Origin of the sequence: Hyalangium sp., from assembly GCF_045802625.1 — a bacterium.
GTDB lineage: Bacteria > Myxococcota > Myxococcia > Myxococcales > Myxococcaceae > Hyalangium.
The window spans coordinates 283461-309874 of record NZ_JBJMQP010000039.1 but is presented as its reverse complement, the minus strand read 5'-3'; the positions used below and the strand labels follow the sequence as shown (position 1 = coordinate 309874).

The 26414-nt window shown below is 67.9% G+C and carries 21 protein-coding genes and 1 pseudogene; 12 read left to right on the top strand and 10 right to left on the bottom strand.

Going from position 1 to position 26414, the window contains the following annotated elements:
* From ACJ8AT_RS07375 to ACJ8AT_RS07360, 4 genes are all read left to right on the top strand, one after another.
* Window positions 1-241 (top strand): Imm52 family immunity protein (locus ACJ8AT_RS07375; RefSeq protein ID WP_407736912.1); only part of this gene is annotated, 241 nt, incomplete at its 5' end.
* Window positions 242-342: 101 nt separating this feature from the next.
* Window positions 343-1935, top strand: a complete 1593-nt coding sequence (locus tag ACJ8AT_RS07370) for an AAA family ATPase (protein ID WP_407736911.1) — start codon at window positions 343-345, stop codon at window positions 1933-1935.
* Window positions 1932-2636, top strand: a complete 705-nt coding sequence (locus ACJ8AT_RS07365; RefSeq protein ID WP_407736910.1) for a hypothetical protein — start codon at window positions 1932-1934, stop codon at window positions 2634-2636. Before ACJ8AT_RS07370 ends, ACJ8AT_RS07365 begins: the two co-directional genes overlap by 4 nt.
* Before the next feature lie 23 nt (window positions 2637-2659).
* Window positions 2660-3862 (top strand): type II secretion system F family protein, encoded by a 1203-nt coding sequence (locus ACJ8AT_RS07360; protein ID WP_407736909.1) that lies wholly within the window; start codon window positions 2660-2662, stop codon window positions 3860-3862.
* Between the two features lie 43 nt (window positions 3863-3905).
* Here ACJ8AT_RS07360 and ACJ8AT_RS07355 read toward each other — a convergent pair whose 3' ends face one another.
* The 6 genes from ACJ8AT_RS07355 to amrB all read right to left on the bottom strand — a co-directional run bounded on the left by ACJ8AT_RS07355 (window position 3906) and on the right by amrB (window position 11313).
* Entirely contained in the window at window positions 3906-4916 is a 1011-nt protein-coding gene (locus tag ACJ8AT_RS07355) for a carbohydrate binding domain-containing protein (RefSeq protein ID WP_407736908.1), read from the bottom strand.
* A gap of 181 nt (window positions 4917-5097) precedes the next feature.
* Window positions 5098-5619, bottom strand: a complete 522-nt coding sequence (locus ACJ8AT_RS07350) for an ester cyclase (protein WP_407736907.1) — start codon at window positions 5617-5619, stop codon at window positions 5098-5100.
* Window positions 5620-5677: 58 nt separating this feature from the next.
* On the bottom strand, window positions 5678-8563 hold the full coding sequence (locus ACJ8AT_RS07345) for a PQQ-dependent sugar dehydrogenase (RefSeq protein ID WP_407736906.1): 2886 nt from the start codon (window positions 8561-8563) through the stop codon (window positions 5678-5680).
* 167 nt (window positions 8564-8730) lie between these two features.
* Window positions 8731-9915, bottom strand: coding sequence for an AI-2E family transporter (locus tag ACJ8AT_RS07340; RefSeq protein WP_407736905.1), 1185 nt, complete (start codon window positions 9913-9915; stop codon window positions 8731-8733).
* Between the two features lie 43 nt (window positions 9916-9958).
* Window positions 9959-10510, bottom strand: a complete 552-nt coding sequence (amrA, locus tag ACJ8AT_RS07335; protein WP_407736904.1) for an AmmeMemoRadiSam system protein A — start codon at window positions 10508-10510, stop codon at window positions 9959-9961.
* The gene (gene amrB / locus ACJ8AT_RS07330; RefSeq protein ID WP_407736903.1) at window positions 10507-11313 is read right to left on the bottom strand and encodes an AmmeMemoRadiSam system protein B; all 807 of its coding nucleotides are present in this window, start codon (window positions 11311-11313) and stop codon (window positions 10507-10509) included. Before amrB ends, amrA begins: the two co-directional genes overlap by 4 nt.
* A 154-nt stretch (window positions 11314-11467) precedes the next feature.
* Between amrB and ACJ8AT_RS07325 the strand changes: the two genes are divergently transcribed.
* The 3 genes from ACJ8AT_RS07325 to ACJ8AT_RS07315 all read left to right on the top strand — a co-directional run bounded on the left by ACJ8AT_RS07325 (window position 11468) and on the right by ACJ8AT_RS07315 (window position 16161).
* Window positions 11468-14086, top strand: coding sequence for an SDR family NAD(P)-dependent oxidoreductase (locus ACJ8AT_RS07325; RefSeq protein ID WP_407736902.1), 2619 nt, complete (start codon window positions 11468-11470; stop codon window positions 14084-14086).
* Between the two features lie 26 nt (window positions 14087-14112).
* The gene (locus tag ACJ8AT_RS07320) at window positions 14113-15291 is read left to right on the top strand and encodes a lipid-transfer protein (protein ID WP_407736901.1); all 1179 of its coding nucleotides are present in this window, start codon (window positions 14113-14115) and stop codon (window positions 15289-15291) included.
* A 123-nt stretch (window positions 15292-15414) separates the two neighbouring features.
* Complete coding sequence (locus ACJ8AT_RS07315) at window positions 15415-16161, top strand: tetratricopeptide repeat protein (RefSeq protein WP_407736900.1); 747 nt, start codon at window positions 15415-15417, stop codon at window positions 16159-16161.
* A 42-nt stretch (window positions 16162-16203) separates the two neighbouring features.
* Here the strand turns inward: ACJ8AT_RS07315 and ACJ8AT_RS07310 are convergent.
* Window positions 16204-16782 (bottom strand): annotated as a pseudogene (locus ACJ8AT_RS07310) (peptide-methionine (S)-S-oxide reductase MsrA); the annotation flags it as partial.
* A gap of 270 nt (window positions 16783-17052) precedes the next feature.
* Between ACJ8AT_RS07310 and ACJ8AT_RS07305 the strand changes: the two are divergent.
* On the top strand, window positions 17053-18735 hold the full coding sequence (locus tag ACJ8AT_RS07305) for a flavin monoamine oxidase family protein (protein WP_407736899.1): 1683 nt from the start codon (window positions 17053-17055) through the stop codon (window positions 18733-18735).
* A 16-nt stretch (window positions 18736-18751) separates the two neighbouring features.
* On the opposite strand, the gene ACJ8AT_RS07300 is transcribed toward ACJ8AT_RS07305, so the two are convergent.
* Complete coding sequence (locus ACJ8AT_RS07300) at window positions 18752-20134, bottom strand: alanine/glycine:cation symporter family protein (RefSeq protein ID WP_407736898.1); 1383 nt, start codon at window positions 20132-20134, stop codon at window positions 18752-18754.
* A 41-nt stretch (window positions 20135-20175) separates the two neighbouring features.
* Here ACJ8AT_RS07300 and ACJ8AT_RS07295 point away from each other — a divergent pair, with 41 nt between their 5' ends.
* From ACJ8AT_RS07295 to ACJ8AT_RS07280, 4 genes are all read left to right on the top strand, one after another.
* On the top strand, window positions 20176-21456 hold the full coding sequence (locus tag ACJ8AT_RS07295) for a P1 family peptidase (RefSeq protein WP_407736897.1): 1281 nt from the start codon (window positions 20176-20178) through the stop codon (window positions 21454-21456).
* A 112-nt stretch (window positions 21457-21568) separates the two neighbouring features.
* The gene (locus tag ACJ8AT_RS07290) at window positions 21569-22096 is read left to right on the top strand and encodes a DUF4240 domain-containing protein (RefSeq protein WP_407736896.1); all 528 of its coding nucleotides are present in this window, start codon (window positions 21569-21571) and stop codon (window positions 22094-22096) included.
* Between the two features lie 194 nt (window positions 22097-22290).
* On the top strand, window positions 22291-22662 hold the full coding sequence (locus ACJ8AT_RS07285; protein ID WP_407736895.1) for a VOC family protein: 372 nt from the start codon (window positions 22291-22293) through the stop codon (window positions 22660-22662).
* A 62-nt stretch (window positions 22663-22724) separates the two neighbouring features.
* Window positions 22725-23924 carry a hypothetical protein gene (locus ACJ8AT_RS07280; protein ID WP_407736894.1) on the top strand — a complete coding sequence of 400 codons (1200 nt, stop codon included), beginning with the start codon at window positions 22725-22727 and terminating at the stop codon, window positions 23922-23924.
* Window positions 23925-23927: 3 nt separating this feature from the next.
* On the opposite strand, the gene ACJ8AT_RS07275 is transcribed toward ACJ8AT_RS07280, so the two are convergent.
* Together ACJ8AT_RS07275 and ACJ8AT_RS07270 are read right to left on the bottom strand one after the other, a co-directional pair.
* Window positions 23928-25136, bottom strand: a complete 1209-nt coding sequence (locus ACJ8AT_RS07275; protein ID WP_407736893.1) for an alpha/beta hydrolase-fold protein — start codon at window positions 25134-25136, stop codon at window positions 23928-23930.
* 78 nt (window positions 25137-25214) lie between these two features.
* Window positions 25215-26399: a class I SAM-dependent methyltransferase gene (locus ACJ8AT_RS07270; protein WP_407736892.1), complete on the bottom strand. Its 1185-nt coding sequence runs from the start codon at window positions 26397-26399 to the stop codon at window positions 25215-25217.
* Window positions 26400-26414: the final 15 nt, after the last annotated feature.

The following is a 26414-nucleotide window of genomic DNA, read 5'->3' as shown; positions in this document are numbered from 1 at the left end:
GAGCGAAACCTCTAGAGGGGGCACGTTCGTGGGGTGGGTGACGTACCTGTCGCGCCGCCGGGGAATGGTGCCGCCCTTGCCCGCTCCCGTGCGCATCGAACCGGTGGAGGACAAGGGTGCACTCATCATTCTCACCCCGGATCGCCTCACCGCAGGCAACCCTGATCATGTCGAACTGGGCCGGCGCGTGGGCAAGCTGCTGGACAAGGCAGGGCTCTTGCAGCCCATCGTGACACCCTGAGGGACCCTCCCCTCTGAGAGAGCCTCAAGAGGTTCCGTTCCGTATCCGGCAACGCGGCAGGCCCGGGCGACGGGGAGTTCCCGACTTGATATAACCGAGGCATGACGTCCGCGGTCTCCGGCTCTGTCTCCCCTCGCGCTCCAGCTGTGCCGTGGCTGGAGGAGCTCGACATCCTCATTCGGGCTCGCTACCCGATGCTCTACCTCGTGTCCTGGGAGGAGCATCGGGTGGACGCCATCTTGTCCGAGCTGGCGCGCTCGCACGGCAAGGCGCTCTTCCACTGGTCCATCATCCGGGGGCTGCGCAACATGGGGGGCTCGCGCACCGCGACGCTGCCCGAGGAGACGCGCAACCCCATCGACGCCCTGGCCGCCATCGAGAAGCTGAACGAGCCGGCGCTCGTTGTCCTCAAGGACTTCCACCCCTTCCTCGAGGATAAGGGCGTGGTGCGCGCCCTGCGCGAGCTGTCCCACTTCCTCAAGAGCACCTTCACCACCGTGATCCTCCTCTCGCCGACGCTCAGCATCCCCGTCGAGCTGGAGAAGGAGCTCTCCGTCGTCGATGTGCCGCTGCCCGGCTACAACGATCTCATGCAGCTGCTGCGGGAGATCATCACCGTGGTGCGTAAGGGCAACAAGGCGACCATCGATCTATCGCGGGATCACGCGGATCAGCTCATCAAGGCGGCGCTCGGGCTCACGCTGGCGGAGGCGGAGAACGCCTTCGCCAAGGCCATTGCCCACGATGGCAAGCTGGGCCCGGACGACATCAAGCGCATCCAGGACGAGAAGCGCCAGGTCATCCGGAAGAACGGGCTGCTCGAGTACTACCCGCCGGACGAGACCCTGGGCAGCGTGGGCGGCTTGCAGAACCTGAAGGCCTGGCTGGGGCAGCGCACCGCCGCCTTTGGAGAGCGCGCTCGCCAGTTCGGTCTGCCCGAGCCTCGGGGGCTGCTGCTGCTGGGCGTGCAGGGCTGTGGCAAGAGCCTCACCGCGAAGGCCATCTCCGCGCACTGGAACCTGCCGCTGCTGCGGCTGGATATGGGACGCATCTTCAGCGGGCTGATCGGCTCCTCGGAGGAGAACCTGCGCAAGGCCATCCGCGTGGCCGAGAGCGTGGCCCCCGTGGTGCTGTGGGTGGATGAGATTGAAAAGGGGCTGTCCGGAGTGGGCGCCTCGAGCTCGGGCGACAGCGGCGTCTCGGCTCGCGTCTTCGGCACGCTGCTCACCTGGCTCCAGGAGAAGACGGCGCCGGTGTTCGTGGTGGCCACCGCCAACCGCATCGACGGGCTGCCTCCCGAGGTGCTGCGCAAGGGGCGCTTCGACGAGATCTTCTTCATCGATCTGCCCGAGCAGGCCGAGCGCCGGGAGATCTTCCGCATCCACCTGAGCCGCAGGAAGCGGGAGCCCGGGCACTACGATCTGGAGGCGCTGGCCTCGCTCACCGAGGGCTTCAGCGGCGCGGAGATCGAGCAGGCCGTGATCGCCGGGCTGTATGAGGCCTTTGGCGAGAACGCGGAGCTGGGCCAGCAGCACCTGGTGCACAGCATCCGCGAGACCTTCCCGCTGTCCGTCACCATGAGGGATGAGATCGCCCGCCTGCGAGTCTGGGCCAAGGGGCGCACCCGCCCGGCGTCGCCCAGTGGCCCTCCGGAGGGCTTGCAAGGGGGCGCGGCCCCAGGGAGCCGACGATGACGAACAAGTTCTCCCGCTTCCTCAACCTGGAGCGCGCTCGTGGCGCTCCCCCGAAGTCGGAGGAGCAGCCCCAGCTTCAGAGCGGCAACCGCTTCGAGACCCTGGCGCAGCGGGGCGCGGCGCCCCAGCAAGCCGCCGTCCCGGAGACGCACCTGGAGCGCTTCCGGGGCGAAGCGCCCCTGGCGTTGGCCGAGGAGCCCTCCTCGGAGGAAGAGGAGCTGCGCTTCCCCCGCTGTGGGAGCTGCGAGTCCGACAACGGCCGGTTCTCCAAGGAGTGCACGGTCTGCGGCGCGGACCTGACCACGCCCCAACAGCGCGCCTACAACGAGCGACTCTGGCAGGCGCGGCAGCAGGAGCGGGCGCGGGAACGTGAGGCCGCGGCGGCCCTGTCGCAGCAGAAGCATGCGCAGGAACGGCAAGCGGATCAGGCTCGGTACTCAGTGCTGATGCAGAAGCTGAAGCGGGAGGAGCGCTCGAACGGCATGGGAGGGCTCTTCTTCGGGGAGGGCTCCTTCGGGTGGAAGCTGCTGGGCCTCGTTCCCAGCATGGGCGTGCGCATCATCATCCTGAGCTTGGCCGTGATCGTGCCCGTCGCGCTCGTGAAGTACGGCCGGGGTCAGGCCCGGTCCGCGGGGATGATCGCGGGGTTCATCGTCCTCATGCTGTTTCTCCCCGGACGCTCCAAGCGCTGGTGGCGCTGAGCCGTGAACGAGAGCGCAACCCCATGAGCGAGCGGCGAACATCGCGGATGGCTCCCCCGGCGTCGGTGGAAGGCAGCCCGGTGGAAGAGAGCCAGGGCAAGCCCCGGAGTATGGCGTCGCCGAGGCCCGTCCGCTCGGCGCAGCGGCCCCAGGCTTCCAGCCAGAGCCGGATGGGCGAGCGGGTAGCTCGGGCCTGGGGGCGGCATCCCATCGTGGCGATGGTGCGCCACCGAAGGCACCTCAGCTTCTATGTGGGGCTCCACGGCATGCTCCGCTCTGGCGTGTCGCTGTCACTGGCCTTCACCGAGCTGTCTCGGGGGGCGGACAAGGATCCGTTCCTCCGCGCCGTGGCCAACGTGGGCAAGGCGGTCTCCAACGGCGCAGGGCTGGCCGAGGCGATGCGCAGCCAGCCTGCCTGGTTCGAGCCGCAGGTGGTGGCGGCGCTGGAGGCAGGGGAGGTGTCCGGGACGCTCGAGAACGCGCTGGCCGGCATCATCGCCCGTCTGGAGGCGCTGCAGCGGTTGCGCTGGCGCACATTCTTCCTGTGCCTCTATCCCGTCTACCTGCTGGCCGGGTTCATCGTCGGAGGTGCACTCCTTGACGCGGCCGCTGGCGCCGTGAACGCCGGGAATGCGGACAACCTGGGCTCGGGGATCGTGAGCGCGTTCCTGGGGAGGATCTTCTCGACGGGATCGGTGGGCCTGGCGCTCTTCCTGTCCCCGCTGGCCGTGGCGGCGCTGGGGCTCGAGGAGCGCTGGGAGCGGGTCCGTCTGCGGCTTCCGCTGCTCGGAGGATTCCACCGGCGGCTTCAGGCCAGCCGCTTCTGCGATGTCCTGGGCACCTCGCTCGGGGCCGGGGTGGACGCAGCGCGCAGTCTGCAGATGGCCATCGAGGCCACCGGGAGCACGGAGCTGCGGGCCCGGACTGGGGCGGCGGTTCAGCGCCTCCGGGGCGGTGCCACCTTCGCGGAGGTGGTGGAGTGGCTCGGAGTGCTCGAGGGAGAGTCGCTGCGTCAGGTAGGCATCGGCGAGCGGGCCGGCCGCATCGAGCCGCTGCTCCAGCAGCAGGCGCGGGAGAACTCCGAGGCGGCGCTGCGGGGCCTGCGGGTGCTGATGATCGCCATCATCGTCGTGGCGGTGGCCTGCCTCATGGCCACGAACATCGCTCGGATCTTCGAGTTCCAGGCGGACTACTTCCGCCGCATCGAGCAGCTCAGCCACGGGTAGCAGAAAGCGCCCCGTGGCCGTGGAGCCCGAGGCAGGAGGCTTTCTACCGCTGGGTGCGGGTCAGGATCACGTCGTCCACCATCACGGAGCCATCGCTGCCCGGGGAGATCACCACGCCGACACGCTCGTCGAGCATCGTCTCGTCAATGGGCAGCTTCTGGGAGATGTGCTGCCAGTTCTCGTAGGTCGTCACGGTGATGCAGGGCCCGGTCCACGGATCGTGGTCGATCTGCAGGCACAGGTTGACCGATTCGCCACCATGGGCGCCTCGGACATCGGCTTCGATACGGTACTCCTCGCGCTCGGCCACCGGATCCGGGAGCGGCTGCTTCACCAGGGTGATGGTGCCCTCGGGCCCTCGGTTCAGCACCAGCCCCGCGTAGCCCGAGTGCCGCGCGTCCGGTGACGTGGAGGCCGTTCCTTCCGGGGCGCTCGTGAAGAAGTCCCACAGGGACAAGCCACTCTCGAAGGAGCTGTTGCGCAGCAGGTTGCCTCTCGCCATCTCCGCATCGCCTCGCTCCACCTGGGCCATCGCCAAGGAGACCTCGTCCACATAGACGGTGGAGTCATTCGTGGTGAGGCTGATGCGGAGGTTGGAGTCGTCGCTGCTCTCGGACATGAGCAGCAGCCGTGACACCGTCCTCCACCGCGTCTCGGCCACGACCTCGACGCTCTGGCTGTCGTAGCCGATGATGACGTGCTCGTTGCCCGTGGTGCCCTTGATGCGGGCGTGCACCTGGAAGGTCTGCCACGCCCCATGGCCGTTCAGGGTCTGGCCCACCATGGAGTAGAAGCCGTCCGGGCCCTTGTGGAGCATCAGCCCGGCGGAGCCCGAGTCCGCCGCATCGGGGCTGGTGGTGGCCGAGCTCTTCTCCGGGGGCTCTGCCTTCGAGTCCGTCGCCGTCCACCAGCCCTCTTCGAGCGTGGACTCGAAGGTGCCGTTGACCACCAGGTTGGGACCAATGATCGGCGCCTTGGGCTCTCCACCACAGCCTTGCCACGCAACCAGCGCCAGCACGCACAGCCACCAAGGGTTTCGAAGAGTGAAGTTCATGTGATGTGCCCCCCGTTTGCGGCCGGAATCGCCGCTGGGGTGGGATCTTCCCTCCATTCCCGAGGCTGTTAGCAAGTGGCTATTCGCGTGGGCGCATGGGCGTGCACATGGTTGGAGAGGCTCCAGCAGGACGACCATGACGTACACCGAGCTCTTGTCTCATGTGGCCGCTCAGGAGTCTCTACCGCGTTCGTCGCAACGCCTGACGCAGGAACGCTCGGCCCACCGTGACGGGGTGGTTCAGCGCGGTGGCCAGCCGCCCCTTGAGGCTCAGCGGATCGTGGGCAATGCCGAGCTGCCGCAGCAGGGTGTTCGCGTCGAAGTAGATGCGCTCGCACACCAGCCGATCCCCCTCGAAGAGGAAGAACGCGCTCATCCGCGCCGAGAACGCTCGCCCCGTGGGTGGCAGCCCCCGGTAGTTGCCAAGGTGCGTCCCGTATAGCTCGAACTCGGTGATGACCGCGTCGTCTGCGTGGTGCATCGCCAGCAGGCGGTTGCGCTGGTCCGGGAAGGCGGCGCGGGACTCCTTGAAGTACCGCATCACCTGCTCGGGCCCATCGTAGACGTCGCCCGTGGCGATGAGCTCGTAGCGCGGGTGGTGGAACGTCGCCAGCGTCGCTCCGAAGTCGTGACGGTTCTCTGACTCGAAGTGCTCGCGGATGAGGGCCTCGCGGCGGGCGCGCAGGTCTGCGGGAAGGGACATGGATAGATGCTGCCTCAGCGCCACGCGCGGCCCAAGGTGACGTTGCCCATCAACGAGCTCAGAACCGGCGGACCCAGCGGAGCGCTGCCGTGGCTCCGCCCTCGTTCTCGTAGTACTCCATGACGACGGTGTGGTCACCGGAAGAGACCCAGGGATTGGCCCGGTAGGTGGTGGTCCCCTGGTCTATCCATGCATCGATCAGCGTCGAGCCGTCCAGGTAGACCCGGACACCGTCATCGGCCGTGGCCGTGAACGTGTAGGGCGCCCGGGCGAAGTGGAACTGGCCCGTCCACCGCACCGAGAAATGGTTCGCGGTGACCTCGGGGGCTGGGCTGCCCTGGCCCCAGTCGTAGGAGAACGGCGCCGCCTCGCAGCGCACCAGCACGGGAGAGCCGCTCAGGTCCTGGTTGTTGAAGTACTCCGCCTGGAACTGCTCGTTCGGACAAGAGGCTGGCCCCCACTGGAGCTGGGCCACGGCATCCACTTCGTCCTCGTAGTACTCCAGGGTCACGACGTGCTCTCCGGCGGAGAGCTGCAGATTGGCCTGGTACGTCGTGGCGCTCTGATCCTGCCAGGCATCGATGAGGAGCGCGCCATCCACATAGAGGCGGACGCCATCATCCGCCGTGACCGTGAACGTCTGGGTGCTGGCCGGGAAGTAGAACCGGCCCGTCCACCGCGCCGAGAAGTGATCCGCATCGACCCCCGGAGCCGGGCTTCCCTCTCCCCAGTCGTTAGAGAGCGGGGTGTCCTCGCAGCGCACGTACGCCGGCCACCCGCTCAGCTCCAGGTTGTTGAAGTACTCCGCCACGAACTGCCCTTGCTGACACTCCATCCGGACGAAGGCCGCCGTGTACGTGGCATCGGTTGTCCCGGCCGTAATGGAGTGCTGCTGGGCGCCTGAGTCCGACCAGGAGAGGAAGGCGTAGCCGTTCTGCCCCGAAGGCGCGTAGACCGTGTGGCTGGAGCCCACAATCGCCGTGCGCACCAGCGGCGCTGTGCCGCTCATGCCATCGAGCACCAGCGGCAGGCCGGGCGGCCAGCTCTGCAAGGTGAGCTGCACCGTCTGGGGGTAGAGGAATGCCGTGCTGGAGCCTGTCAGCCCCGCCGAGTCGGTCGCGGTGAGCGTGAGCTCGAAGTAGATCTGGTCGCCGTGATCCGTGATGGCAAAGGAGCCACTCGCGCCCGTGCTCGTGGCGAACGGGTGGATGTGGCACCCGCTGGGAGTGCAGTGGTGGAGGATGATGGTCCAGGAGAGCTTGTTGGCGGGGATCGAACCGTCCTCCTTATCCGTCGCCGAGCCTGAGTAGGTCACCACATCACCCACCCGGAAGCGGAACTCCGCCGAGGGCGAGGTGATGGCGGGCACGGGTGCCAGGTTGCCCACGGAGATCCGCACGGCGGCGGACTGGGCTCCACCGTGCCCGTCGCTGACGGTCAGCGTGGCCGTGTAGAGGCCCGCCGTGGCGTAGGTGTGCTGCGGGGAGGCCAGCCCCGAGAGTGGAGAGCCATCTCCGAAGTCCCACGAGAACTGAAGCGCGTCACCATCCGGATCCGAGGAGCCTGCGCTCGAGAACTGCACGCTCAACGGTGGGTAGCCCTCGCGCGGGTTCGCCGAGGCCACCGCCGTGGGCGGCGTGTTGATGCGCGAGTAGGTGTAGCGCTGTAGCTCGCCCGCGTAGATATCCACGACATAGAGGAGGCCGTCCGGGCCGATTTCGATGTCGACCAGACCGTCCACGCCGGTCGCGAAGGTTCCCACGCTGCCAGGGATCAGGTTGTCGTTCGCATCCACTTGCAGAAAGGAGATCCAGCCCCCGCCGTAGTCTCCGAAGAAGTAGGCGCCACGATAGGGATCCGGGTAGGCCGTGCCCGTGTAGAAGGCTCCTCCCGTGGACGTCCGGCCCACGTCGTGCGTCCAGGCATGCAGCGGCATCGTCACCGCGGAGGCCCCCTGGGCGTAGAGCTGCTGGCAGGCGGCCAGCGCCGCGTAGCCGGGTTGGCGCTCGGGCCCCTCGTAGCAGGGCCAGCCGAGGTTGGCTCCGGCCTTGGCGACATTGAGCTCCTCCCAGGTATCCCAGCCCACATCCCCCAGGTACGGGGTGTTGGTTCCAGGGCGCAGGTTGAACCGGTAGGCGTTGCGCAGCCCGTAGCTCCACACCTTCGAGCGGTTGGCCCCGGCATCCCCATTCCAGAAGGGGTTCGAGGACAGCCCCTGGCCCGTGCGGGTGATGTGGAGGAGCTTGCCCGCCAACGAGTCGAGCTCCTGCGCTCGGAGGGCATCGGGATCGACGGAGTCGTAGTTGGCCCCGTCTCCCAGGGTGACGAAGAGCGTGCCATCAGGGGCGAATTTGAGGGCGCCTGTGCTGTGCGACAGGCTGTCCGAGGGGATGCAGTCGGCGCCAGCGGGGAAGTCGTGGCACGAGGAGCCCACCTGCGTCCCCAGCAAGACGAGCTCGCTGGAGGGAGAGGCGGTGTTTCCCACCGCCGTGTACCGCGCCAGCCGTCCGGTCTTCGGACCCTCGGGGTGCCCGGCATCGTCCTCGTACGTGTAGAGCAGATAGATGTAGCTGTTCGTCGCGAAGCTGGGGTCGGCGGTGATGCCCAGCAGGCCTCGATCGTTGAGGGTGCTCACCCTGTCCCGGATGTCGAGGAAGGGCGTGCCCTGGAGGGCGCCGTTGCTGTAGAGCCGGACCACTCCGTCCTTTTCAGCGATGAGGATCCGCCCGTCGGGCAGGGAGACGAACGTCGTGGGCAGGTTCAGGCCGGAGACCACCGTCTCCCGGGCGAAGCCTGGAGGCAGTTGGAGGGTCTCCTGTGGTCGCGGCTCGCGCTCATGCTTCTGGGGGACGGAGCTCCCGGCGGAGGCCGAGGCGAGGATGCCAAGGACCGCGCCCATGGATAGCGAGAGGGCGCGCCGGCGCCAGCGGCTCAGCAATGGCATGTGAGAATTCCCCCTGTGACTCTCAACGCCGGGCGTGGCTCGGACCGCGAGCAAGCCGGGCTGTCGAGGTGGCGCGCAGGCTAAGGGGGACGAGCGAAAACCCGAAGTGATCCGAGGGGCCAGTGCCGTGTTGCCTGCAACACGGGCTCACGCCCGGTGCCGTGCCTTCAGTGCTGCAATGGCTCTTCCGAGTCTTCTGGGTGCTGAGCCGTCTCGTGCTGCGAATCCGGAGTGAGGGGGGTTGTTGCCGCGGCGGGGGCGCGCTGCCGGGCCTCTTGCTCCCACTTGCGGCTGCGCCGCTCCAGCACCCGCTGCAGGAGCACCTGGAGCGCCGCCGCGAGCGGCAGGGCGAGGACTGCGCCCAGCACCCCCATCACCATGGCGCCACCGACGAGGACGATGACGATGAGCAGCGGGTTCATCTGCAGGGTTCGTCGCTGGACCAGCGGCTGCAGCACATGGCTCTCGATCTGCTGATAGATGAGGAACAACCCCAGGGCGATCAGCGCCCGGCGGAAGCCCACCGTGGCGAGCGTGGTGAGCGAGACGGTGATGGCCACCAGCAGGCTGCCGAGGTACGGGACGAACGCGAGCACCAGGTACATGAGCCCGAGCGCCAGGAAGTAGGGGACGCCCAGCGCCCAGGTGATGATGCCCGTCGACAGGCCCCCCATGGCGCAGATGAGGAACGCCCCCACGAGGTAGCCGCTCACGGCCCGGTTCATGTCCACCAGCAGCTGGCGGAGCTCGGGACGCCGGTCGGGTCTCACCCAGCGCATGCCCTGCTCGAGCAGCTGCTCACCGGAGAGCAGCCCGAATGTGGCGAGGGTGAGCACGGTGATCGCCGCGATGAGCACGGTGATTGACGAGCTGAGCACGCCGAGCACGGGACCCGCGATGGTGCTGGGGACCCTGGCCACCTCATTCTGTATCGAATCCATCACCTTGAAGCGATCATTGAGCGAGTGCATCCACTGCGACTCGCGGACCTGAGTGATGAACCCGGGGAGTGATGAGAGGAGATTGCTCACCTGCTCCACCAGCATCGGGACGATCGAGAGGGCGACCAAGGCCAGGAGCCCCAGCAGCGACAGGACCGTCAACATCACACACCAGCCGCGCTTGAGCCCGGTGCGCTGGAACAGTCGCACCAGGGGCTCCAGGGCCAGGGCCAACATCAACGAGATGGCCAGCAGCGCCAGCACCGGCCGCAGCTCGTAGAGCAGGAGCCCCAGGGCCGCTATGCCCAGCACATGAAGGCCCACCGTCCAGACAGTTCGAGGGGCTACCTGAGAAGTTCGAGACAGCGCCATGGCGGCCCACAAGGTGGGGACGCTGCTACGCAAGCGCATCGTCCCGGGGCGGGAACTGTCCAGCGGAGCACTGCCGGGCGGTTCAGTTGCGCAGCTCGGGCTCGGACCAGTCCTCGGCGGTGAAGCGCCACACCCGGGTGCCCGAGAGCCACTCCTTGGACGGCAGCCCCGCCTTGCGCTTGAGGAAGGTGAGGAACTCCACCGGATCCGGGAGCTGCTTCCACATCTTCGGGATGAAGACGCCGCGGTGGGGGCCCCACTGCAGCATCACACCATCCACGCCGGGGCGCAGCTTCTCGAGCGCCTCTTGCTGGCTCTGCACCTCGAGTCGCTCGAGCGGCGTCAGCAGGCTCACCTCGAAGCGGACGACGTCCAGCTCATTGCGCCGGAGCGGTGAGAAGCGGGGATCCCGGTGGGCGGCGCTCCGGGCGTTCTGGATCAGATCTTCCGCCAGGGGCCGGTGGGCCTCGAGGCTGCCGATACAGCCGCGCAGCTCTCCGTCCTTGCGCAGGGTGACGAAGCAGGCGCCGGGCTCGGCCAGCCAGGCCTCGGTGGGCACTTCCACGCGCGGGCCTTCGAGGGACTCATGCACGGCGGCACGGGCCAGGGCCAGCAGGGTGATGCCTCGCGTCATGCCATCTCCTGGGGAGCGTCGAAGGCGAACGAGCCGTAGCCGACCACCCGCGAACGGTCTCCGGCGGTGTCGCCCGAGTTGCGCAGATCAAGCTCCTCGGCGCGCAGCCCCCGGCGCCGCGCCGCGAGCAGCAGGCCGCTCACGGGGAGGGCTCCACAGGCGTGCTCCGTGTCGAGGTGCTCGGCGTCGAGCGAGAGGATGCGGTCGGCCGTCTCGCGGTCCACCGCGCGGGCCTCGTCATAGGGCAGGTAGTGCGAGAGATCCGAGCTGATGAGGATGAGCGTGTCGTCGCCAGCCCAGAGCCGCTCGATGACCTCCGCGACCTGCTCGGCGTTGGAGGAGCCCACCACGAAGGGCACCACGGGGACGCCCGGGAGGACGCGCTGGAGGAAGGGGAACTGCACCTCCAGGGAGTGCTCATGAGCATGGGCGCGGGCGGAGGAGGCGACCTGGGGGAGCCGGGCCGCGTCGGCCGCTCCCTGCTCATCCACCGGGAGGACTCCGAGCGGAGTCTCCAGACCTTCGGCGTCGGGCAGCGCCAGTCCGCGGAATGGCACGCGGTGGGAAGGCCCCAGCAGCACCACGCGGCGCAGGTGGGGCGCGGCGCCTTGGAGCCGCGCATACGCCGAGGCGGCAACGGGCCCGGAATACAGGTAGCCCGCGTGGGGGACGATGAGCGCCCGGGGCACCTTCGCCTTGCGTGGGTGGGCCTCGGCCAGGAGCCGATCGACCGTCGCGGCCAGCCTCTCGCGGTCGCCCGGGTAGAACGTTCCGGCCACGGCCGTGGGACGTACCTTGCTCATCGCCTGGGAAACCCCTTGCTGGCCTGAATTCTTCCCCTCCGAGCATACAAGGGCGGGCGTTCACCGGGGGTGAACTCGGGGTGGGGCGGGACCCCGGTTGACGCGGGCCCGGGGGCGCTGTCAGAACGCTCTGGACGCTTTGACAGGAGAATCAATGGCCAACGAGCTTCGCTTCGACGGAAGGGTCGCAATCGTCACCGGTGCCGGCCAGGGGCTGGGCCGCGCTCACGCGCTGCTGCTTGCCAGCCGTGGCGCCAAGGTCGTGGTCAACGATCTGGGCGGCTCGGCTACGGGCGGCGGGAAGAACTCGGAGGCCGCCGACAAGGTGGTGGCCGAGATCAAGGCCGCGGGCGGCGAGGCGGTGGCCAACTACGACTCGGTGGAGGACGGAGCGAAGATCGTCCAGACGGCGCTCGATCACTTCAAGCGGTTGGACATCGTCATCAACAACGCCGGCATCCTGCGCGACACCACCTTCCACAAGATGAGCGAGCAGGACTGGGAGCTCATCTACCGCGTGCACGTGCTTGGCGCGTTCCGCGTCACCCAGGCCGCCTGGCCCCACCTGCGCGACGCGGGCTATGGCCGGGTAATCTTCACCTCGTCGGCCGCCGGCATCTACGGCAACTTCGGCCAGGCCAACTACAGCATGGCCAAGCTGGGCCTGGTGGGCTTCGCCCGCACGCTGGCGCTCGAGGGCGCCAAGAAGAACGTCTTCGTGAACGTGATCGCGCCCATCGCCGGCTCGCGCCTCACGGAGACGGTCCTCCCCAAGGAGGTCACCGACGCGCTCAAGCCCGAGTACGTGAGCCCCCTGGTGGCCGTGCTGTGCCACGAGAGCTGCCAGGAGAACGGCGGGCTGTTCGAGGTGGGCGGCGGCTTCCTGTCCAAGCTCCGCTGGCAGCGCACCGAGGGCGTCCGCTTCAAGCTGGGGCGCAACATCACCCCGGAGCTGGTCCAGAGCCATTGGGAGCGCGTCACCGACTTCGAGAAGGCGACCTTCCCCGCGGACATCACGGCCGCCACGCAGCCGGTGCTGGAGAACCTGGGCACCAAGAGCCGGGGCGGCAACGAGTTCATCGACGCCGATGCCGCGCTGGGCTACGAGCTGCCTCCCATCACGACGTCCTATGACGAGCGCGATCTGTCCCTGTACGCCCTGGGCGTGGGCGCCGCGAGGGATCCGCTGAACCCGAAGGAGCTGCGCTTCGTCTACGAGAACCACGCTGAGGGCTTTCAGGCGCTGCCCTCCTACGCCGTGGTCCCGGCCGTGAACGCCGTGCTCAAGCTGGTGGCCGAGGGCAAGCAGGCTCCCGGGCTGAACTACGGCCTGGATCGCGTGCTGCACGGCGAGCAGTACACGGAGCTGCTCCGGCCGCTGCCCCCACACGCGAAGCTGCGCCACCAGGGACGCATCAAGGACATCTTCGACAAGGGCAAGAACGCGCTCGTCGTCACCGAGATCCGCACGTTCGACGCAGCCACTGGCGAGGAGTTGGTTCGCAACGAGCTGACCACCTTCGTGCGCGGCGCGGGCGGTTGGGGCGGCGATCGCGGCCCGTCGAGCGACATCAACGTGCCCCCTGAGCGCGCGCCGGACGCGGTGGTCACCGAGAAGACGAATGAGAATCAGGCGCTGCTCTACCGGCTCTCGGGAGACTGGAACCCGCTGCACGCGGACCCCGAGTTCGCCGGAGCGTTCGGCTTCCCCAAGCCCATCCTTCACGGCCTGTGCACGTTCGGCCATGTGGTGCGGCATGTGCTGAAGACGTTCCGTGACAGCGACGGCCGCTACTTCAAGAGCATCAAGGTCCGCTTCGCCGAGTCCGTGTTCCCCGGCGAGACGCTGCAGACGGAGATGTGGAAGGAGTCGGACTCGCGGATCCTCTTCCGGTGCAAGGTGCTCGAGCGGAACAAGGTGGTGATCAGCAACGCCGCCATCGAGCTGCACACGGAGCTGCCCAAGGCCCGCCCGGCGCCCAAGGCCGAGGCGCAGGCCCCTGTTGCCGGCAATCCGGGAGCGGCCCAGGGCAGCGTCAGCGCGAGCGTGTTCGCCGCCATCCGCGGGTACGTGGAGAAGCACCCGGAGCTGGTGGCCAAGGTGAACAATGTCTACCTCTTCAAGCTCACCAGCCCTGAGAGCACCTGGACGCTGGATCTCAAGAACGGGCAGGGGAGCGTGACGCAGGGAGCGGCGGGCAAGGCCGACTGCACCCTGGAGCTGACCGACGCCGACTTCCTGGCGATGACCTCGGGCAAGGCGGACCCGCAGAAGCTGTACTTCGGCGGCAAGCTCAAGGTCGCCGGCAACGTGATGGCGTCGCAGAAGCTGAACTTCCTCACGAAGATTGATCCGCGCGAGGTGGGCGCGTCCTCCGCTCCCGCCGCGAGCGCCGAGGCTTCGAAGGCCGAGGCCCCGAAGGCGGATGCTCCAAAGAGCAGCGGTCCGGCGTCGGCTCCCGCCATCTTCAAATCGCTGCAGGAGCGCCTGGCGAAGAGCCCCGAGCTGGCCGCCGAGGTGAGCGCCCTCATCCAGTTCAAGCTCACCTCACCCGAGGGCGCCTGGACGGTGGATCTCCGCTCCGCGCCGGGCACCGTGTCCGAGGGCACGCAGGCGAGCCCCACCGCCACGCTGACCCTGGCGGACGAGGATCTGCTGGCCCTGGCCAAGGGGGCGGCGACGGCTCGGGAGCTGTACCAGCGCAGCAAGCTGCGGGTGGACGGAGACGTCCGGGTCGCCCATCGGTTGGGATTCCTCAAGCATCTGGTCTGACGCGCATCACGAAGGAGAGACGAGTCATGGGTCGTCGAGTCAATGTCGCCGGTGTGGGCATGATCAAGTTCACCAAGCCGGGCGCGAGCGAGGAGTACGACGTGATGGCGTCCAAGGCCGCGGCCGCGGCGCTGCAGGACGCCGGGGTCCGCTACGACGAGATCGAGCAGGCCTTCGTCGGGTACGTCTACGGGGACAGCTCCTGCGGCCAGCGCGCCGTGTACGGGCTGGGGATGACGGGCATTCCAGTCATCAACGTGAACAACAACTGCTCCACGGGCTCCACCGCGCTGTACCTGGCGCGCCAGGTCATCGAGGGCGGGCTGGCCGAGTGCGTGCTGGCGCTCGGGTTCGAGAAGATGGAGAAGGGCGCGCTGGGCGCCAAGTTCGATGACCGGGTGAGCCCCGTCGAGAAGCACGTGGACGTGCTCAACCGGACGCAGGGCTTCGCCAACGGCCCGCTGACGGCGCAGATGTTCGGCGGGGCGGGGCGCGAGTACCGCTGGAAGTACGGGACGAAGCGGGAGACGTTCGCGAAGATCTCGGAGAAGGCGCGCAAGCACGCCTCCAAGAACCCCTACGCGCTGTTCACCCAGCCGCTCACCGTGGAGCAGGTGCTCGCCTCCGAAGAGGTGTTCGATCCGCTCACGCGCTTCCAGTGCTGCCCGCCCACGTGCGGCGCCGCGGCGGCGGTGCTCTGCTCGGACGAGTTCGCGCGCAAGCACAACCTCTCCCGGCCCGTCTACATCGCCGCGCAGACGATGACCACGGATCTGCCCTCGAGCTTCGAGGAGAGCATGATCAAGATGGTCGGCTTCGACATGGCCGCCAAGGCCGCGAAGCAGCTCTACGAGAAGGCCGGCGTGGGGCCCGAGGACGTGGATGTGGTGGAACTGCACGACTGCTTCACCGCGAACGAGCTGCTCACCTACGAGGCCATCGGCCTGTGCAAGGAGGGCGAGGCCGAGAAGTTCATCTGGGACGGGGACAACACCTACGGCGGTAAGTTCGTCACCAACCCGTCCGGCGGGCTGCTCTCCAAGGGCCATCCGCTGGGCGCCACGGGCCTGGCCCAGTGCACCGAGCTGGTGTGGCACCTCCGGGGCCAGGCCGGGGAGCGCCAGGTGGAGAACGCGCGCGTCGCGCTCCAGCACAACCTGGGCCTCGGCGGCGCCTGCGTGATGACCCTCTACCGCCGCGATTGATGCATGAGCCGGTGCGACCGGGAGGTGTTTCGCATGCTTTGCTCTGGAACCGGGAGAGGCGGGCGCTCGTGGGCGAGGGGGCTCGCCCTGGCTCTTGTCCTGCTGGCAACGCGTGGCCTCGCGGTGGAGGCCTCGAAGGCGGAGGCCTACGACAAGGGCTGCAAGAAGGGCGACGCGGGCGACTGCTTCAACCTGGCGCTGATCTACCAGCAGGGGCTCGGCGGGACGAAGAAGGACGAGGCCCAAGCGGCCTCGCTGTTCCAGAAGGCCTGTGACAAGGGGCACCTGGAGGCGTGCAACGATCTCGGCATCGCCTACGCGGAGGGGCAGGGCGTGAGGCGGGATCCGAAGCAGGCCGTGGCCCTCTTCGAGAAGACCTGCAAGGCCAATGATGGCAAGGGTTGCTACAACCTCGGGTTCGCGCACACCATGGGGATCGACGGGGCGCAGGATCTGGCGGGCGCCGCCGCGCTGTACGAGAAGGCCTGCAACAGGGGGTATTCCGAGGGCTGCTTCAGCATCGGGGTCGCCTACGCGCGGGGAACCGGGGTGGCGCAGGATCCGGTGAGCGCCGCCGTGTTCTTCAACAAGGGGTGCGAGGCGGGGAACATGCAGTGCTGCAGCTCCCTGGGCGCCGCCTACATGAATGGCACTGGCGTGAAGCAGGACCAGAAGCGGGCGGTGGCCCTCTTCGAGAAGACCTGCAACGCGGGCATGCCGGGCGGCTGTCTCAACCTCGGCTTCGCGCACCTGCAAGGCAACGGCGTGGAGAAGAACGTGGAGCGCGCGAAGCTGCTCTTCCAGCGCGGCTGCGAGCTGGGACTGCGCCCCGCGTGCGATGCGTACCGGAGGGCCTCGAAGGCGCCTTGAGCGCCAGCGAGGCTCTACGTTTGCCGCCGCCAGGACGCCGGATCAGCGGCGGCGGTACGCCAGGGCTCCCTGGATGAGCTGGCGCATCCGTTGGCGCTCCGCCTCGGGCAGCCTGAGCCGCTCGAACTCGGCCTCCAGGGCCTCCAGCTTCAGCTGGCCATCGATACAGGCGTTGAGCCACATGGCGACAGTGGAGTCCTCGAACTCGCGCTCGCTGTAGGCGCTGAACTCGCGCATCACCTGGGGGTACCGGCGGAGGTAGTACTTCTGGTGGTAGTCCTCGGCCCGGTAGAACGTGGCCAGCTTGAGGATGGGCGTGAGCAGCGGCCCGCTCCGGCCCGCCAGCGCCTGCCTCCCGGTCGCGAGCGCCAGCCGCTTCTGCTCCTCGTTCGCGTAGAACACGGCGGACATGTACTGGCGGCTGTAGGGGCGCTCGGCCGGGTCGGCGTCCTTCCAGAAGTGGCCCAGCAGCGTCTCGTAGGAGAGCCACGTGGGATCATAGTCCACCTGGAAGGACTCCGTGTGGTCCCCGAGCCGGCGATAGGTCGGGTCCGGCTGCTCTCCGCCGGTGTAGCCCACGCGCGTCCGAATGACTCCCGGTAGACGCCCAAACTGGGCGTCAGGGCCCCAGAATCAACCCAAGCCGAAGGTGGCCGTCTCCACGCGCGTGGGCATCAACGTATCCACGAGCAGCAGGCGGGAAGAGGGAGCTTCGGCGTTCGCGGTTGGCTGCATGGTGTGTCCTCCACCGTCCTCTACGAATGAACCCGGCCCGAGGTTACGTCTCTTCCCGCACAGAAAGAGCCCTGACTCCACGCAGTGGCCTGCCGGACGATATTGCGTGGAATCCAGAGTGCCCAGAGTGCGCGCAATTCCCACCGCGAGGAATCGATGGCGCGAACTCAGCTGATGACCTTCGTTCTGCGCGCTCTGCGTACGGCGCGGCAGGCTGCTGTCGCGGGCGTGCCTGTCTCGGAATATGCCGCGCTGCAACGCGAGCGTGAGCGCTTTGACCGGCGGACGTTCCTCCACCTCACGGCGGGCACGGCGGGTGCGGCGGTGCTCACGGCCTGTGGCGGAGACGACAGTGGCGTGGCCATCGTGGGTGGAGGCATGGCGGGGCTGCACTGCGCGTATCGGCTGAAGCAGCGCGGTGTGACGGCGCGGGTCTACGAGGCGGCAAAGCGGACGGGTGGGCGGATGTTCACGAAGCGCGGCACCTTCCCCGACGGCCAGCACTGTGAGCTGGGGGGCGAGTTGATCGACACCGGCCACCAGACGATGCACGACCTGGCGCAGGAACTGGGGATCGAACTGCTGGACTACACCCAGGAGGATCCGAGCCTGTCCCGGTTGCTGGCCTTCTTCGACGGCCGGAGGCTCACCGAGGAGGAGATCCTCCAGGGCTTCGCTCCCATCGCGCAGCGCATCGACGCGTCGCTCCGAGTGCTGAAGGACCCTGAGGAGTACATCACCTACCGGACGCCCAACGGCGCCGAGGGGTTGGATCAGCTCTCGATCAAGGAATGGCTGGACCGTGCGGACATCCCGGCCCAGGACCCGGTGCGCCAGCTCATCGAGGTGGCCTACGTGGGCGAATACGGGCTGGAGGCGGACGTATCGAATTGTCTCAACCTGCTGACCTTCATCTCCACGGACACCACCCGGCTGGAGCTCTTCGGGGAATCTGACGAGCGCTTCCACGCGAAGGGAGGCAATGATCTCTTCACGCAGCGGCTGGCCGAGCGGCTGGACCCGGGACAGCTCCAGCTCGAGCACAAGCTGGTGGCGCTGACCGAGCTGGTGGACGGCCGGTACCGGCTGACCTTCGACACTCCGGGCGGCACGCGGGAGGTGAAGGTGGAGCACGCCGTGCTGGCCCTACCCTTCACAATCCTGCGGCAGATCCCCCTCGAAGTGCCGTTGCCAGAAGTGAAGAGGAAGGCGATCCAGGAGCTGGGGTACGGCACCAACGCGAAGCTGATGGTGGGCTTCTCCTCTCGTCCGTGGCGTGGGGAGCCGTATCGGTCGGAGGGGAGCACGTACTCGGACGTGGGCTACGAGCAGACGTGGGAGACCAGCCGCCTGCAGCCAGGCACTTCGGGCATCATCACCCAGTTCGTCGGGGGCCAGAAGGGGCTCGACATCGGAGCCGGCACGCCCGCGCAGCAGGCGGAGCTCTTCCTCGGTGAATTCGATCACGTGCTCCCCGGAGTGAAGGCCGCGGCGAACGGCCGGGTGGTGCGGGCGCACTGGCCGAGCTATCCGCTGACCCTGGGCAGCTATGCCTCATACAAGGTCGGCCAGTACACGACGATCGCGGGAGCGGAGATCGAGCGGGTGGGCAACCTGCACTTCTGCGGCGAGCACACCAGCCTGGACGCGCAAGGGTTCATGGAGGGGGCGGCCCTCACCGGCGCGATGGCGGCGGACGAGGTGGCGGGGGATCTCGGCATCTCGGTGGAGGAGCGGGTCGGCCCCGGCGCGCGCATCCTGGAGAGGGCTCGGGCGGCCAGAGCCCATGGCCGCTGGCTGGACGCGATGCGCGACTCGAGCCGGCGCCGAGCGGGGTAGGCGCTGAGCGCGTGGCTCAGGGGACCGAGGGATCGGAGCGGGAAGAGCCGGTCCCTCCTGGATCGACACTTTGGGACTTCTCCCGCTCCCGGAGAATCGGTAGCACCACGCCGGACAGGCCGATGAGGCCCACCAGGTTGGGGAAGATCTGCAGGCCGTTCATCAGATCTCCCCAGGCCCATACGGTCTCCGGCTTGCCCACGGCGCCGAAGTAGATGAGGCCGCAGTACACCCAGCGGTAGGGCCTCGCGATCTTCACTCCGGCGATGTACTCGAGGAACTGCTCCCCGTAGTAGGCCCAGCCGATGAGCGTGGTGTAGCCGAACAGGAACGCGCAGAAGGCCACCACCCAGCCGCCCACGGGAATGGCGGTGTCGAAGGCCGAGGCCACCAGCGCGGTGCTCGTCCTGCCCGACTGCCAGACGCCGCTCACGAGGATGGTGAGCGCGCTGATGGAGGAGGTGACGAAGGAGACGATGAAGACTTCCATCACCGCGTTGAGCCCTTGCTGGAGCGGTTGCTCGCTGCGAGCGCTGCCGTAGGCCACGGCGGCGGTGCCGTACCCGGCCTCGTTGGCGTAGATGCCGCGTGCCAGTCCATAGCGCATGGCCACCATGAGCCCGATCCCCGCCGTGCCACCCTTGGCCGCCTCGAGGGAGAAGGCCTCGCGGAAGATGAGCGCGAAGACCTCCGGCACCTTTCCCGCGTGGAAGAGGATGACCCACAGCCCTCCGGCCAGGTAGAGGCCGACCTTCAGGGGGGCGAGCTTTTCCGCGACGCGGCCGATGGAGCGGACGCCGCCGATGATCACGAGCCAGGCCAGCACGGCGATCCCGATTCCCGAGACCCAGGTGGGGAGATGGAACTGGCTCTCCAGCACCACGGCCATGGAGTTGGGCTGGGTGAAGGGCGTGGTGGTGAGCGCGGCAATGCCGGCCACCAGCGCGTAGAGCCAGGCCAGCGTGGGCGAGCGGAGCCCGTCCCGGAGGTAGTGCATGGGCCCCGCGGACACATGGCCCTCGCGGATGGAGCGGTAGCGGATGCCCAGCACGGCCTCCGTGAGCTTGATGACGGTGGCGAAGAAGCCGTAGCACCAGATCCAGAAGACGGCCCCGGGGCCGCCGGAGACCACGGCGGTGGCGACTCCGGCGATGTTGCCCGTGCCGATGGAAGCACCCAGCGCCGTCATGAAGGCCTGGAAGGGTGAGAGCGCGCCCTCGGCTCCCGCCTGTTGCGTGGGCACCAGCGTCCGAGCGGCCTCTGGGAAGAGCCGCACCTGGGCGAAGCGGTAGCGCAGCGTCAGGAACAAGCCCGCCCCCAGGAGCAGCGCCAGCGTCCATGGACCCCAGACAATGTCACTGGCCCAGAAGATGGCGCGGCGGAGAGGCTCGGGGAGCATGCGTGGCGCGCACGCTACCACCGCTGATAGGAGGGGTGGCCATGAGCGCTCGTCCTCGTGCTGCTGTGCTGTTCGCCGCGTGCTGCCTCCTGGCGTTGCCTGGGAGCGCGGTGGCGCAGTCCGCTCCGGCGAAGGCCACGCCTGGCTCGGCCAAGGCACCGCCTGCTCCGGCGAAGGCGCGTGCGCGCGAGCTGGGGATCTCCTTCGGCGGCCAGCCGGGAAGCTGGGACGCCATCACGGACGTGCCGGGCGTGGAGATCGGTCACACCACGTTGATCTCGGGCCAGGGACGGCTGGTGGTGGGCAAGGGGCCGGTGCGCACGGGAGTCACCGCCGTGTGGCCTCGTGGGAAGGCCGGCACCGCGCCGGTGTTCGCCGCCACGCACGTGCTCAACGGGAACGGGGAGATGACGGGCACGCACTGGCTGAACGAGTCCGGGCTGCTCTACGGCCCCATGCTGCTCACCAACACCTCGAGCGTGGGCACGGTGCATGACGCGATCATCGCCTGGGCGCTCAAGCGGGGCCGCTCGTTCGAGCTCAGCCTGCCGGTGGTGGCGGAGACCTGGGACGGCATCCTGAACGACATTGACGGCTTCCACGTGAAGCAGGAGCACGTCTTCCACGCGCTCGACAGCGCGAGCACTGGCCCTGTCGCCGAGGGGGCGGTGGGTGGCGGGACGGGGATGATCTGCAACGGCTTCAAGGGAGGGATTGGCACGGCCTCGCGCAAGCTCTCGCAGGAGCAGGGGGGCTACACGATAGGCGTGCTGGTGCAGTGCAATTACGGCAAGCGCCGGCTGCTCACCGTGGCGGGCGTCCCGGTGGGCGAGGAGATTCCGGACCTGCAGGCCTGCACCACGGGGGACTGGGCGCCCTCGAATTCTCTCATCACCGACATGCCTTCGTGCTCGAAGCAGGGGGCCTCGCGGCCGTCCTTCCCCGAGGGAATGGGCTCGATCCTCGTGGTGGTGGCGACGGATGCGCCGTTGCTGCCGCATCAGCTGGGACGGCTGGCGCGGCGTGTCCCGCTAGGGATTGGAAAGATGGGAGGGCTGGGGGAGGACGGCTCCGGGGATCTCTTCCTGGCCTTCTCCACGCAGGAGACGCAACCTGCGACGCCGGGGCCGGTGGCCACGGTCTCCACGCTGGACAACGAGCGCATGAACCCGCTCTTCGAGGCCACGGTGCAGGCCACGCAGGAGGCCATCCTCAACGCGATGCTCGCCGCCGACACCATGACGGGCGCGGACGGGATTCGGGTGTTCGCACTGCCTCACGACCGGCTGATGGAGGCCATGAAGAAGTACGGCCGGAAGTAAGCGTTGACCTCGAGCCCTCTGGACCCGTGATGGTCTGAGAATGGAGTGCCTTTGATGTATCCGCAGTGGTAGCCAGATGGTTGGGTGTCCTGTCTCGTGAAGGTGTAACAGCATGGATCTTGAGCGTTTCTGGAAGATCGTTGAGTCATCCCGGCGTGGGTTTGATCCAGGGCAGGTGGACGGGAACATGGCGAGGCAGCTTGAGGAACTCAAAAGGCTGCTGCGGGCGCTGCCTCCCCCAGAGGTCGTCGGCTTCCGGGACCGCCTTCTCGAACAGATGGATGTCGCCTTCCAGTGGGATCTGTGGGCGGCGGCGTACCTCATCGCGGGCGGTTGCTCGGACGACGGCTTTACTGACTTTCGGGGGTGGTTGATCTCCATGGGGCGGCGCGTCTTCGAGGGAGCGATGGCGGATGCGGAATCGCTCGCTGACGTAGCCGACGCGCCCGGAATCGAGGATGTGTTCTTCGAAGAGTTCCTCTACGTGCCAACGCGGGCTTATGAGGAATCAACCGGGCACCAAATCCCCGAGTACACCGGCCCGCTCCACGATGCCCCATCAGGAGACAAGTGGAGCGAAGAAGGGAGTGAGCTACGGCAGAAGTTCCCCAAGCTCTGGGAGAAGTACCCGCACTGGTAGAGCCGGCGCAGCCAGCGGCGACGCCCTCAGTGGTGGACCTCCTTCCCACAAGGTCCTGGGCGTAGCGGCAGGGCCAATCTTCACCCTACGCCCGGCGAAGATCAGGCGTCAACGGCCCCTCCCAGGAGTTGTCGGAAGGAGGGGCTCGGCCACGCATCTGGCCTTCATCGCCTCGCTCCGTTAGAGCATTTTCCATGGGAAGCGAACTGGAGAAGCAGTCCTTCGTGAAGCTGCTCGTGTCGGACGGCGAGCGCGCGGCGCGGTTCTACGAGGCGCTCGGCTTCGAGCGGGTACAGGCGGAGCCTCCCTTCATCCACCTGAGATGGGGCGAGCGCGCGGATGTCTACCTGGTGGCCACTCCGGCAGCCTCGGCCTTGCAGGGCCGGCGGGGCCTGGGGGTGCTGGTGGGATTCCGGGCAGGTCCCGAGGGCCTCGAGGCGGTGGTGGCCCGGGCGCTGAAGCTCGGGCTGGAGGTGGACGGCCCCACGCTCCAGCCCTGGCATACGCGGGAGATCCTCCTCACGGATCCGGACGGGTACCGGCTGAACTTCATCGAGCCCGCCTGAGGCGCCTCCCGCGCCCGTGCTCCCCGAGGCGGGAGGGAAGGGCTGCTACAGTGTCCCCTCCCATGGATCCGAAACGACCGTCCTCCCTCAAGAGAGCGCTGCGCATCCTGCTGTGGCTGGCAGGGATCGTCCTGGTGCTCGTGCTCGCGGGGCTGTTCCTGTTCGATCACGTGCTCCGAGGAAAGTACGAGCCCGCCATCGCCCACCTGCAGCAGGAGACCACGCAGAACGTGGGCTTCTTCTGTGAGCAGCAAGCCCTGCTCGCGGCGGACCCGTGGTTCCACGAGCCGCGCACCGAGGGTGATGTGGGGCCGCTCCTGAATGCCTGGGTGCAGTGGGAGGGGAGCGCGGAGCCGCCCAAGGGCTCACCCCTCACCATTCCGGTCCACCTGCCGCAGCACGTGGGGGACTTCAAGGACTGGCTCACCTCGCAGGCCGACGTCTCCACCGTGGACTTCAGCTGGATGGAGAAGCTCCACGCGTACGATCGCTGGGACATCCTGAAGAACGCCCCCGTCCCGCCCGGGCAGCCTTTCAATATGGCCACCGCCGCCATTCCAAACCTCGTCTCGCTCCAGCTCTGGGCGAAGTTCCGGCTCCTGCAAGGCCTGAGGACGGGGCAGCCGCTCCCGGCGGCCAGGGACGTGCGCCACCTGGCGTGGCTCATGTACCGCACCGACAGCCTGCTGGGCGCCATGGTGGCGGCCACGGTGCTCAAGGCAGAGCGGGAGGCCTACCAGTCCATGCAGGCCCCGCCGCCCGAGTGGCAGCCCATGACCACCGAGCAGCTGGAGCGGATGCGGGCAGTCCTCATGAGCAGCCTCGCGTTCTCGAACATCGCCGTGCCCGTGGACGTGGCGAAGAAGGCGCGCAGCTGTGGCGAGCCCACGGTGAGCCGCTGCATGGCGCTGGCGGAGGCGGGCTTCATGGCGAAGTACCTCAGGCCGCTGGCCCAGGATTCGTACCCGGGGGCTTACACCGCGCTCGAGGCGGATCTCTCGGCGTCCTCGTGCGCCACCTCCCTCGCGCGAACGGTGTGGGAGAACGGGGTGACGATCGAGGATCAGGTCAAGGATGCGGCCATGCCCAATCAGCCCGAGTGGATGCGGAAGCTCCCCCGCTGGTACTTCGGCTCGCGCATCGCGGGGATCATGCTCGCCATCGGCAGCCCCAGCCTCGAGCGGCTGCACACCTTCCACAAGTCGCTCGACGCGGGAGACTTCAAGGCCGGGCCCGGGGCCCCGCCGGCGAGCCCTCCCTGAGCCTCAGGGCGAGGCCTGACGGCCCGGAGGCGGGTAGAGGTACTTGAGGATCTGGTCGATGCGATCGGCCCAGGCCGTCTCGGTGTGGATGGCGCCGGGCACCTCGACGTACTTGAGGTCCTTGCCCTCCACCCAGCCATCGGCCACCAGCGCGTCCCGCAGCAGCCGGGCGTCGTCCACCGTCTCCTGGCTGCCCTTGGACTCCTCGGTGCCGATGTCCACCCAGATCTTCAGGGGCTGCTTCTTCTTCAGCGCCTTCACGCGGGTGACGATGTCCTTGTCGCCCCAGAACACGGACGGAGACACCACCCCCAGGCGCCGGAACACGTTCGGGTACTTGAGGCCCAGGTACAGGGTGACCAGGCCCCCCAGCGAGGAGCCCGCGAGCCCCGTGTCCTCGGGGTTGGGCCGGGTGCGGAACGTGCGGTCGATCATCGGCTTGAGCTCCTCGACGAGGAAGCGCCCATAGGCGTCCGCGTTACCGCCGCCGAGGCGGGAGAACTCGCCGGTGTCCTTCACCTGGGTGTACTCGGCGAAGCGATCCTCGGTGTTGTACACGCCGACGATGATGAGCGGCTCCAGCTTCCGGGCGGACACCAGCTTCTGGGCCATCTCGTCCACGCGCCACTCCGCGCCGGTGAAGGAGGTGGCGGAGTCCATGAGGTTCTGCCCGTCATGCATGTAGAGCACCGGGTAGCGGCGCCGGGAGTTCTCTTCGTAGTCGGGCGGAAGCCAGACGATGATGTCGCGCTTGCGAGACAGGAAGTGCGAGGCCACCGCGCGCAGGTAGCGGATGTTGCCGGTGAGCGTGTGCTGGGCGGGAGTCTTCGTCTGGTCCGCCCAGCGCGCCACGGTGAGCACGACGTGCTGGGGCTCGGGGTTCACCCTCAAGGTCCGGTTGGGGATCTCCTTGCCGGAGACGTCCTTCTCCACGGTGTCCCACGAGCCGCGCGTCAGCTTGTACTCGAGCTTCGTGCCGACCGGCAGGGAGACGGTGGTCACGTAGCGCCCATCGGGGTTGCGAGACAGCTTCACGCCCTTGCCATCCCACTTGCCCAGCGAAGGGTGGTTGCCGGAGAGCCACACCTCCTCCTGCTCGCCGGTCTCCAGGGGGACCGCCACGTCGAAGGTCACCAGGGTGTCCTTGGCGGGCGGGGTGGGAGCGCTGCCACAGATTCCCAGCCCCACCGCGAGCCATAGGAGGAGAGCCACACGAGCTGCAGGTCGCTGCGTCATGCCCGGGAGGATAGCGCAGGCTTCAGCGAATCTCCCGGGCGAGACGCGGCGCTTTTACTCCTTGTGCGCGTCCGAACGTTGGCCGCCGGCCGGGAGATCCCTCTCTCCGAGGTTCACGGCGCCGACCCAGCGGCGGCGGTCGAAGCGGTTGAGGTTCTTGTTGGCGACGAGCTGGAAGCAGGTGGAGCTGCCCTGCGCGGCGATCTCCACCGACCAGGCGAGGAACACCTGCCACAGCCGGAACCACCACTCGCCGTAGGTCTTCACCACCTGCTCGCGGTTCTGCATCCAGTTGTCGTACCAGCGCGAGATGGTGAGCGAGTAGTGGATGCCGATGTTCTCCACGGAGTGGATCTCGAAGCCGGCCTTCTCCAGGTTCTCCACCACGAAGCTGAGCGGCATGGAGGCGTCCGCGCCGGGGAAGATGTACTTGTTCATGAAGAGGCCCCACACCAGATCCTCCAGGTGGAAGCCCAGCAGGCCATTCTTGGCGCGCAGGCCGGCGATCTGGAGGAAGAACAGGCCGTCATCCTCGAGCAGCCCGTACACCTGCTCCAGGAAGGTCCCGAAGCGGCGCACGCCCACGTGCTCGGCCATCTCCAGGCAGGAGATTTTATGGAAGCGCTCCTTGGGGATGTCGCGGTAGTCCATCACCAGGGCGCGCGCGGAGCCGGAGACGCCCTCGCGAGCGCACTGCTCGTTGGCGAAGGCGGCGCCCTTCTCCGCCACGGTGATGCCGGTGGCATCCACGCCGAAGTCCCGCGCGGCGTGAGCCACCAGCGTTCCCCAGCCGCAGCCGATGTCCAGCAGGCGCTCGCCCTTCTTCAGCTGCAGCTTCTCGCAGACGAGCCGGATCTTCCGGTCCTGCGCCTGCTCCAGCGTGTCCTCCGGCGAGCGGAAGAAGCCAGAGGTGTAGACCATGCGCGGCCCGAGGAAGGCGCCGAAGAAGTCATTGCCGCGATCATAGTGGGCGCGGCCGATGCGGATGTCCTGCTCCTGCGAGTGGATGAGCAGCTCGGGCAGGAAGCGCGTGAAGACGAACTTGAAGTGGTCCGCCACGAAGCTGTAATCCACCACCGCGTCGCGCTGTTGGATGAAGTCGCGGAAATCACCTTGGATGTCGATGCGCTCGTGGATGTAGTCGTCAATAAGGGTGGTGATGGGAACCTTGGTGTTCCCATAGCGGGGGCGGACTTCCGAAGACTTCGGTGCGATGCGCTGGTGAAGAGCAGTTGTCATTAGGGCCTTGGGGTA

Coding starts and splice junctions, on each gene's coding strand:
- ACJ8AT_RS07325 (WP_407736902.1), top strand. CDS start 11,468: ATGGCCAACGAGCTTCGCTTCGACGGAAGGGTCGCAATCGTCACCGGT.
- ACJ8AT_RS07285 (WP_407736895.1), top strand. CDS start 22,291: ATGGGAAGCGAACTGGAGAAGCAGTCCTTCGTGAAGCTGCTCGTGTCG.
- ACJ8AT_RS07320 (WP_407736901.1), top strand. CDS start 14,113: ATGGGTCGTCGAGTCAATGTCGCCGGTGTGGGCATGATCAAGTTCACC.
- ACJ8AT_RS07355 (WP_407736908.1), bottom strand. CDS start 4,916: ATGAACTTCACTCTTCGAAACCCTTGGTGGCTGTGCGTGCTGGCGCTG.
- amrA (WP_407736904.1), bottom strand. CDS start 10,510: ATGACGCGAGGCATCACCCTGCTGGCCCTGGCCCGTGCCGCCGTGCAT.
- ACJ8AT_RS07370 (WP_407736911.1), top strand. CDS start 343: ATGACGTCCGCGGTCTCCGGCTCTGTCTCCCCTCGCGCTCCAGCTGTG.
- ACJ8AT_RS07270 (WP_407736892.1), bottom strand. CDS start 26,399: ATGACAACTGCTCTTCACCAGCGCATCGCACCGAAGTCTTCGGAAGTC.
- ACJ8AT_RS07280 (WP_407736894.1), top strand. CDS start 22,725: ATGGATCCGAAACGACCGTCCTCCCTCAAGAGAGCGCTGCGCATCCTG.
- ACJ8AT_RS07340 (WP_407736905.1), bottom strand. CDS start 9,915: ATGCGCTTGCGTAGCAGCGTCCCCACCTTGTGGGCCGCCATGGCGCTG.
- ACJ8AT_RS07365 (WP_407736910.1), top strand. CDS start 1,932: ATGACGAACAAGTTCTCCCGCTTCCTCAACCTGGAGCGCGCTCGTGGC.
- ACJ8AT_RS07290 (WP_407736896.1), top strand. CDS start 21,569: ATGGATCTTGAGCGTTTCTGGAAGATCGTTGAGTCATCCCGGCGTGGG.
- ACJ8AT_RS07295 (WP_407736897.1), top strand. CDS start 20,176: ATGAGCGCTCGTCCTCGTGCTGCTGTGCTGTTCGCCGCGTGCTGCCTC.
- ACJ8AT_RS07345 (WP_407736906.1), bottom strand. CDS start 8,563: ATGCCATTGCTGAGCCGCTGGCGCCGGCGCGCCCTCTCGCTATCCATG.
- ACJ8AT_RS07300 (WP_407736898.1), bottom strand. CDS start 20,134: ATGCTCCCCGAGCCTCTCCGCCGCGCCATCTTCTGGGCCAGTGACATT.
- ACJ8AT_RS07350 (WP_407736907.1), bottom strand. CDS start 5,619: ATGTCCCTTCCCGCAGACCTGCGCGCCCGCCGCGAGGCCCTCATCCGC.
- ACJ8AT_RS07360 (WP_407736909.1), top strand. CDS start 2,660: ATGAGCGAGCGGCGAACATCGCGGATGGCTCCCCCGGCGTCGGTGGAA.
- ACJ8AT_RS07305 (WP_407736899.1), top strand. CDS start 17,053: ATGGCGCGAACTCAGCTGATGACCTTCGTTCTGCGCGCTCTGCGTACG.
- amrB (WP_407736903.1), bottom strand. CDS start 11,313: ATGAGCAAGGTACGTCCCACGGCCGTGGCCGGAACGTTCTACCCGGGC.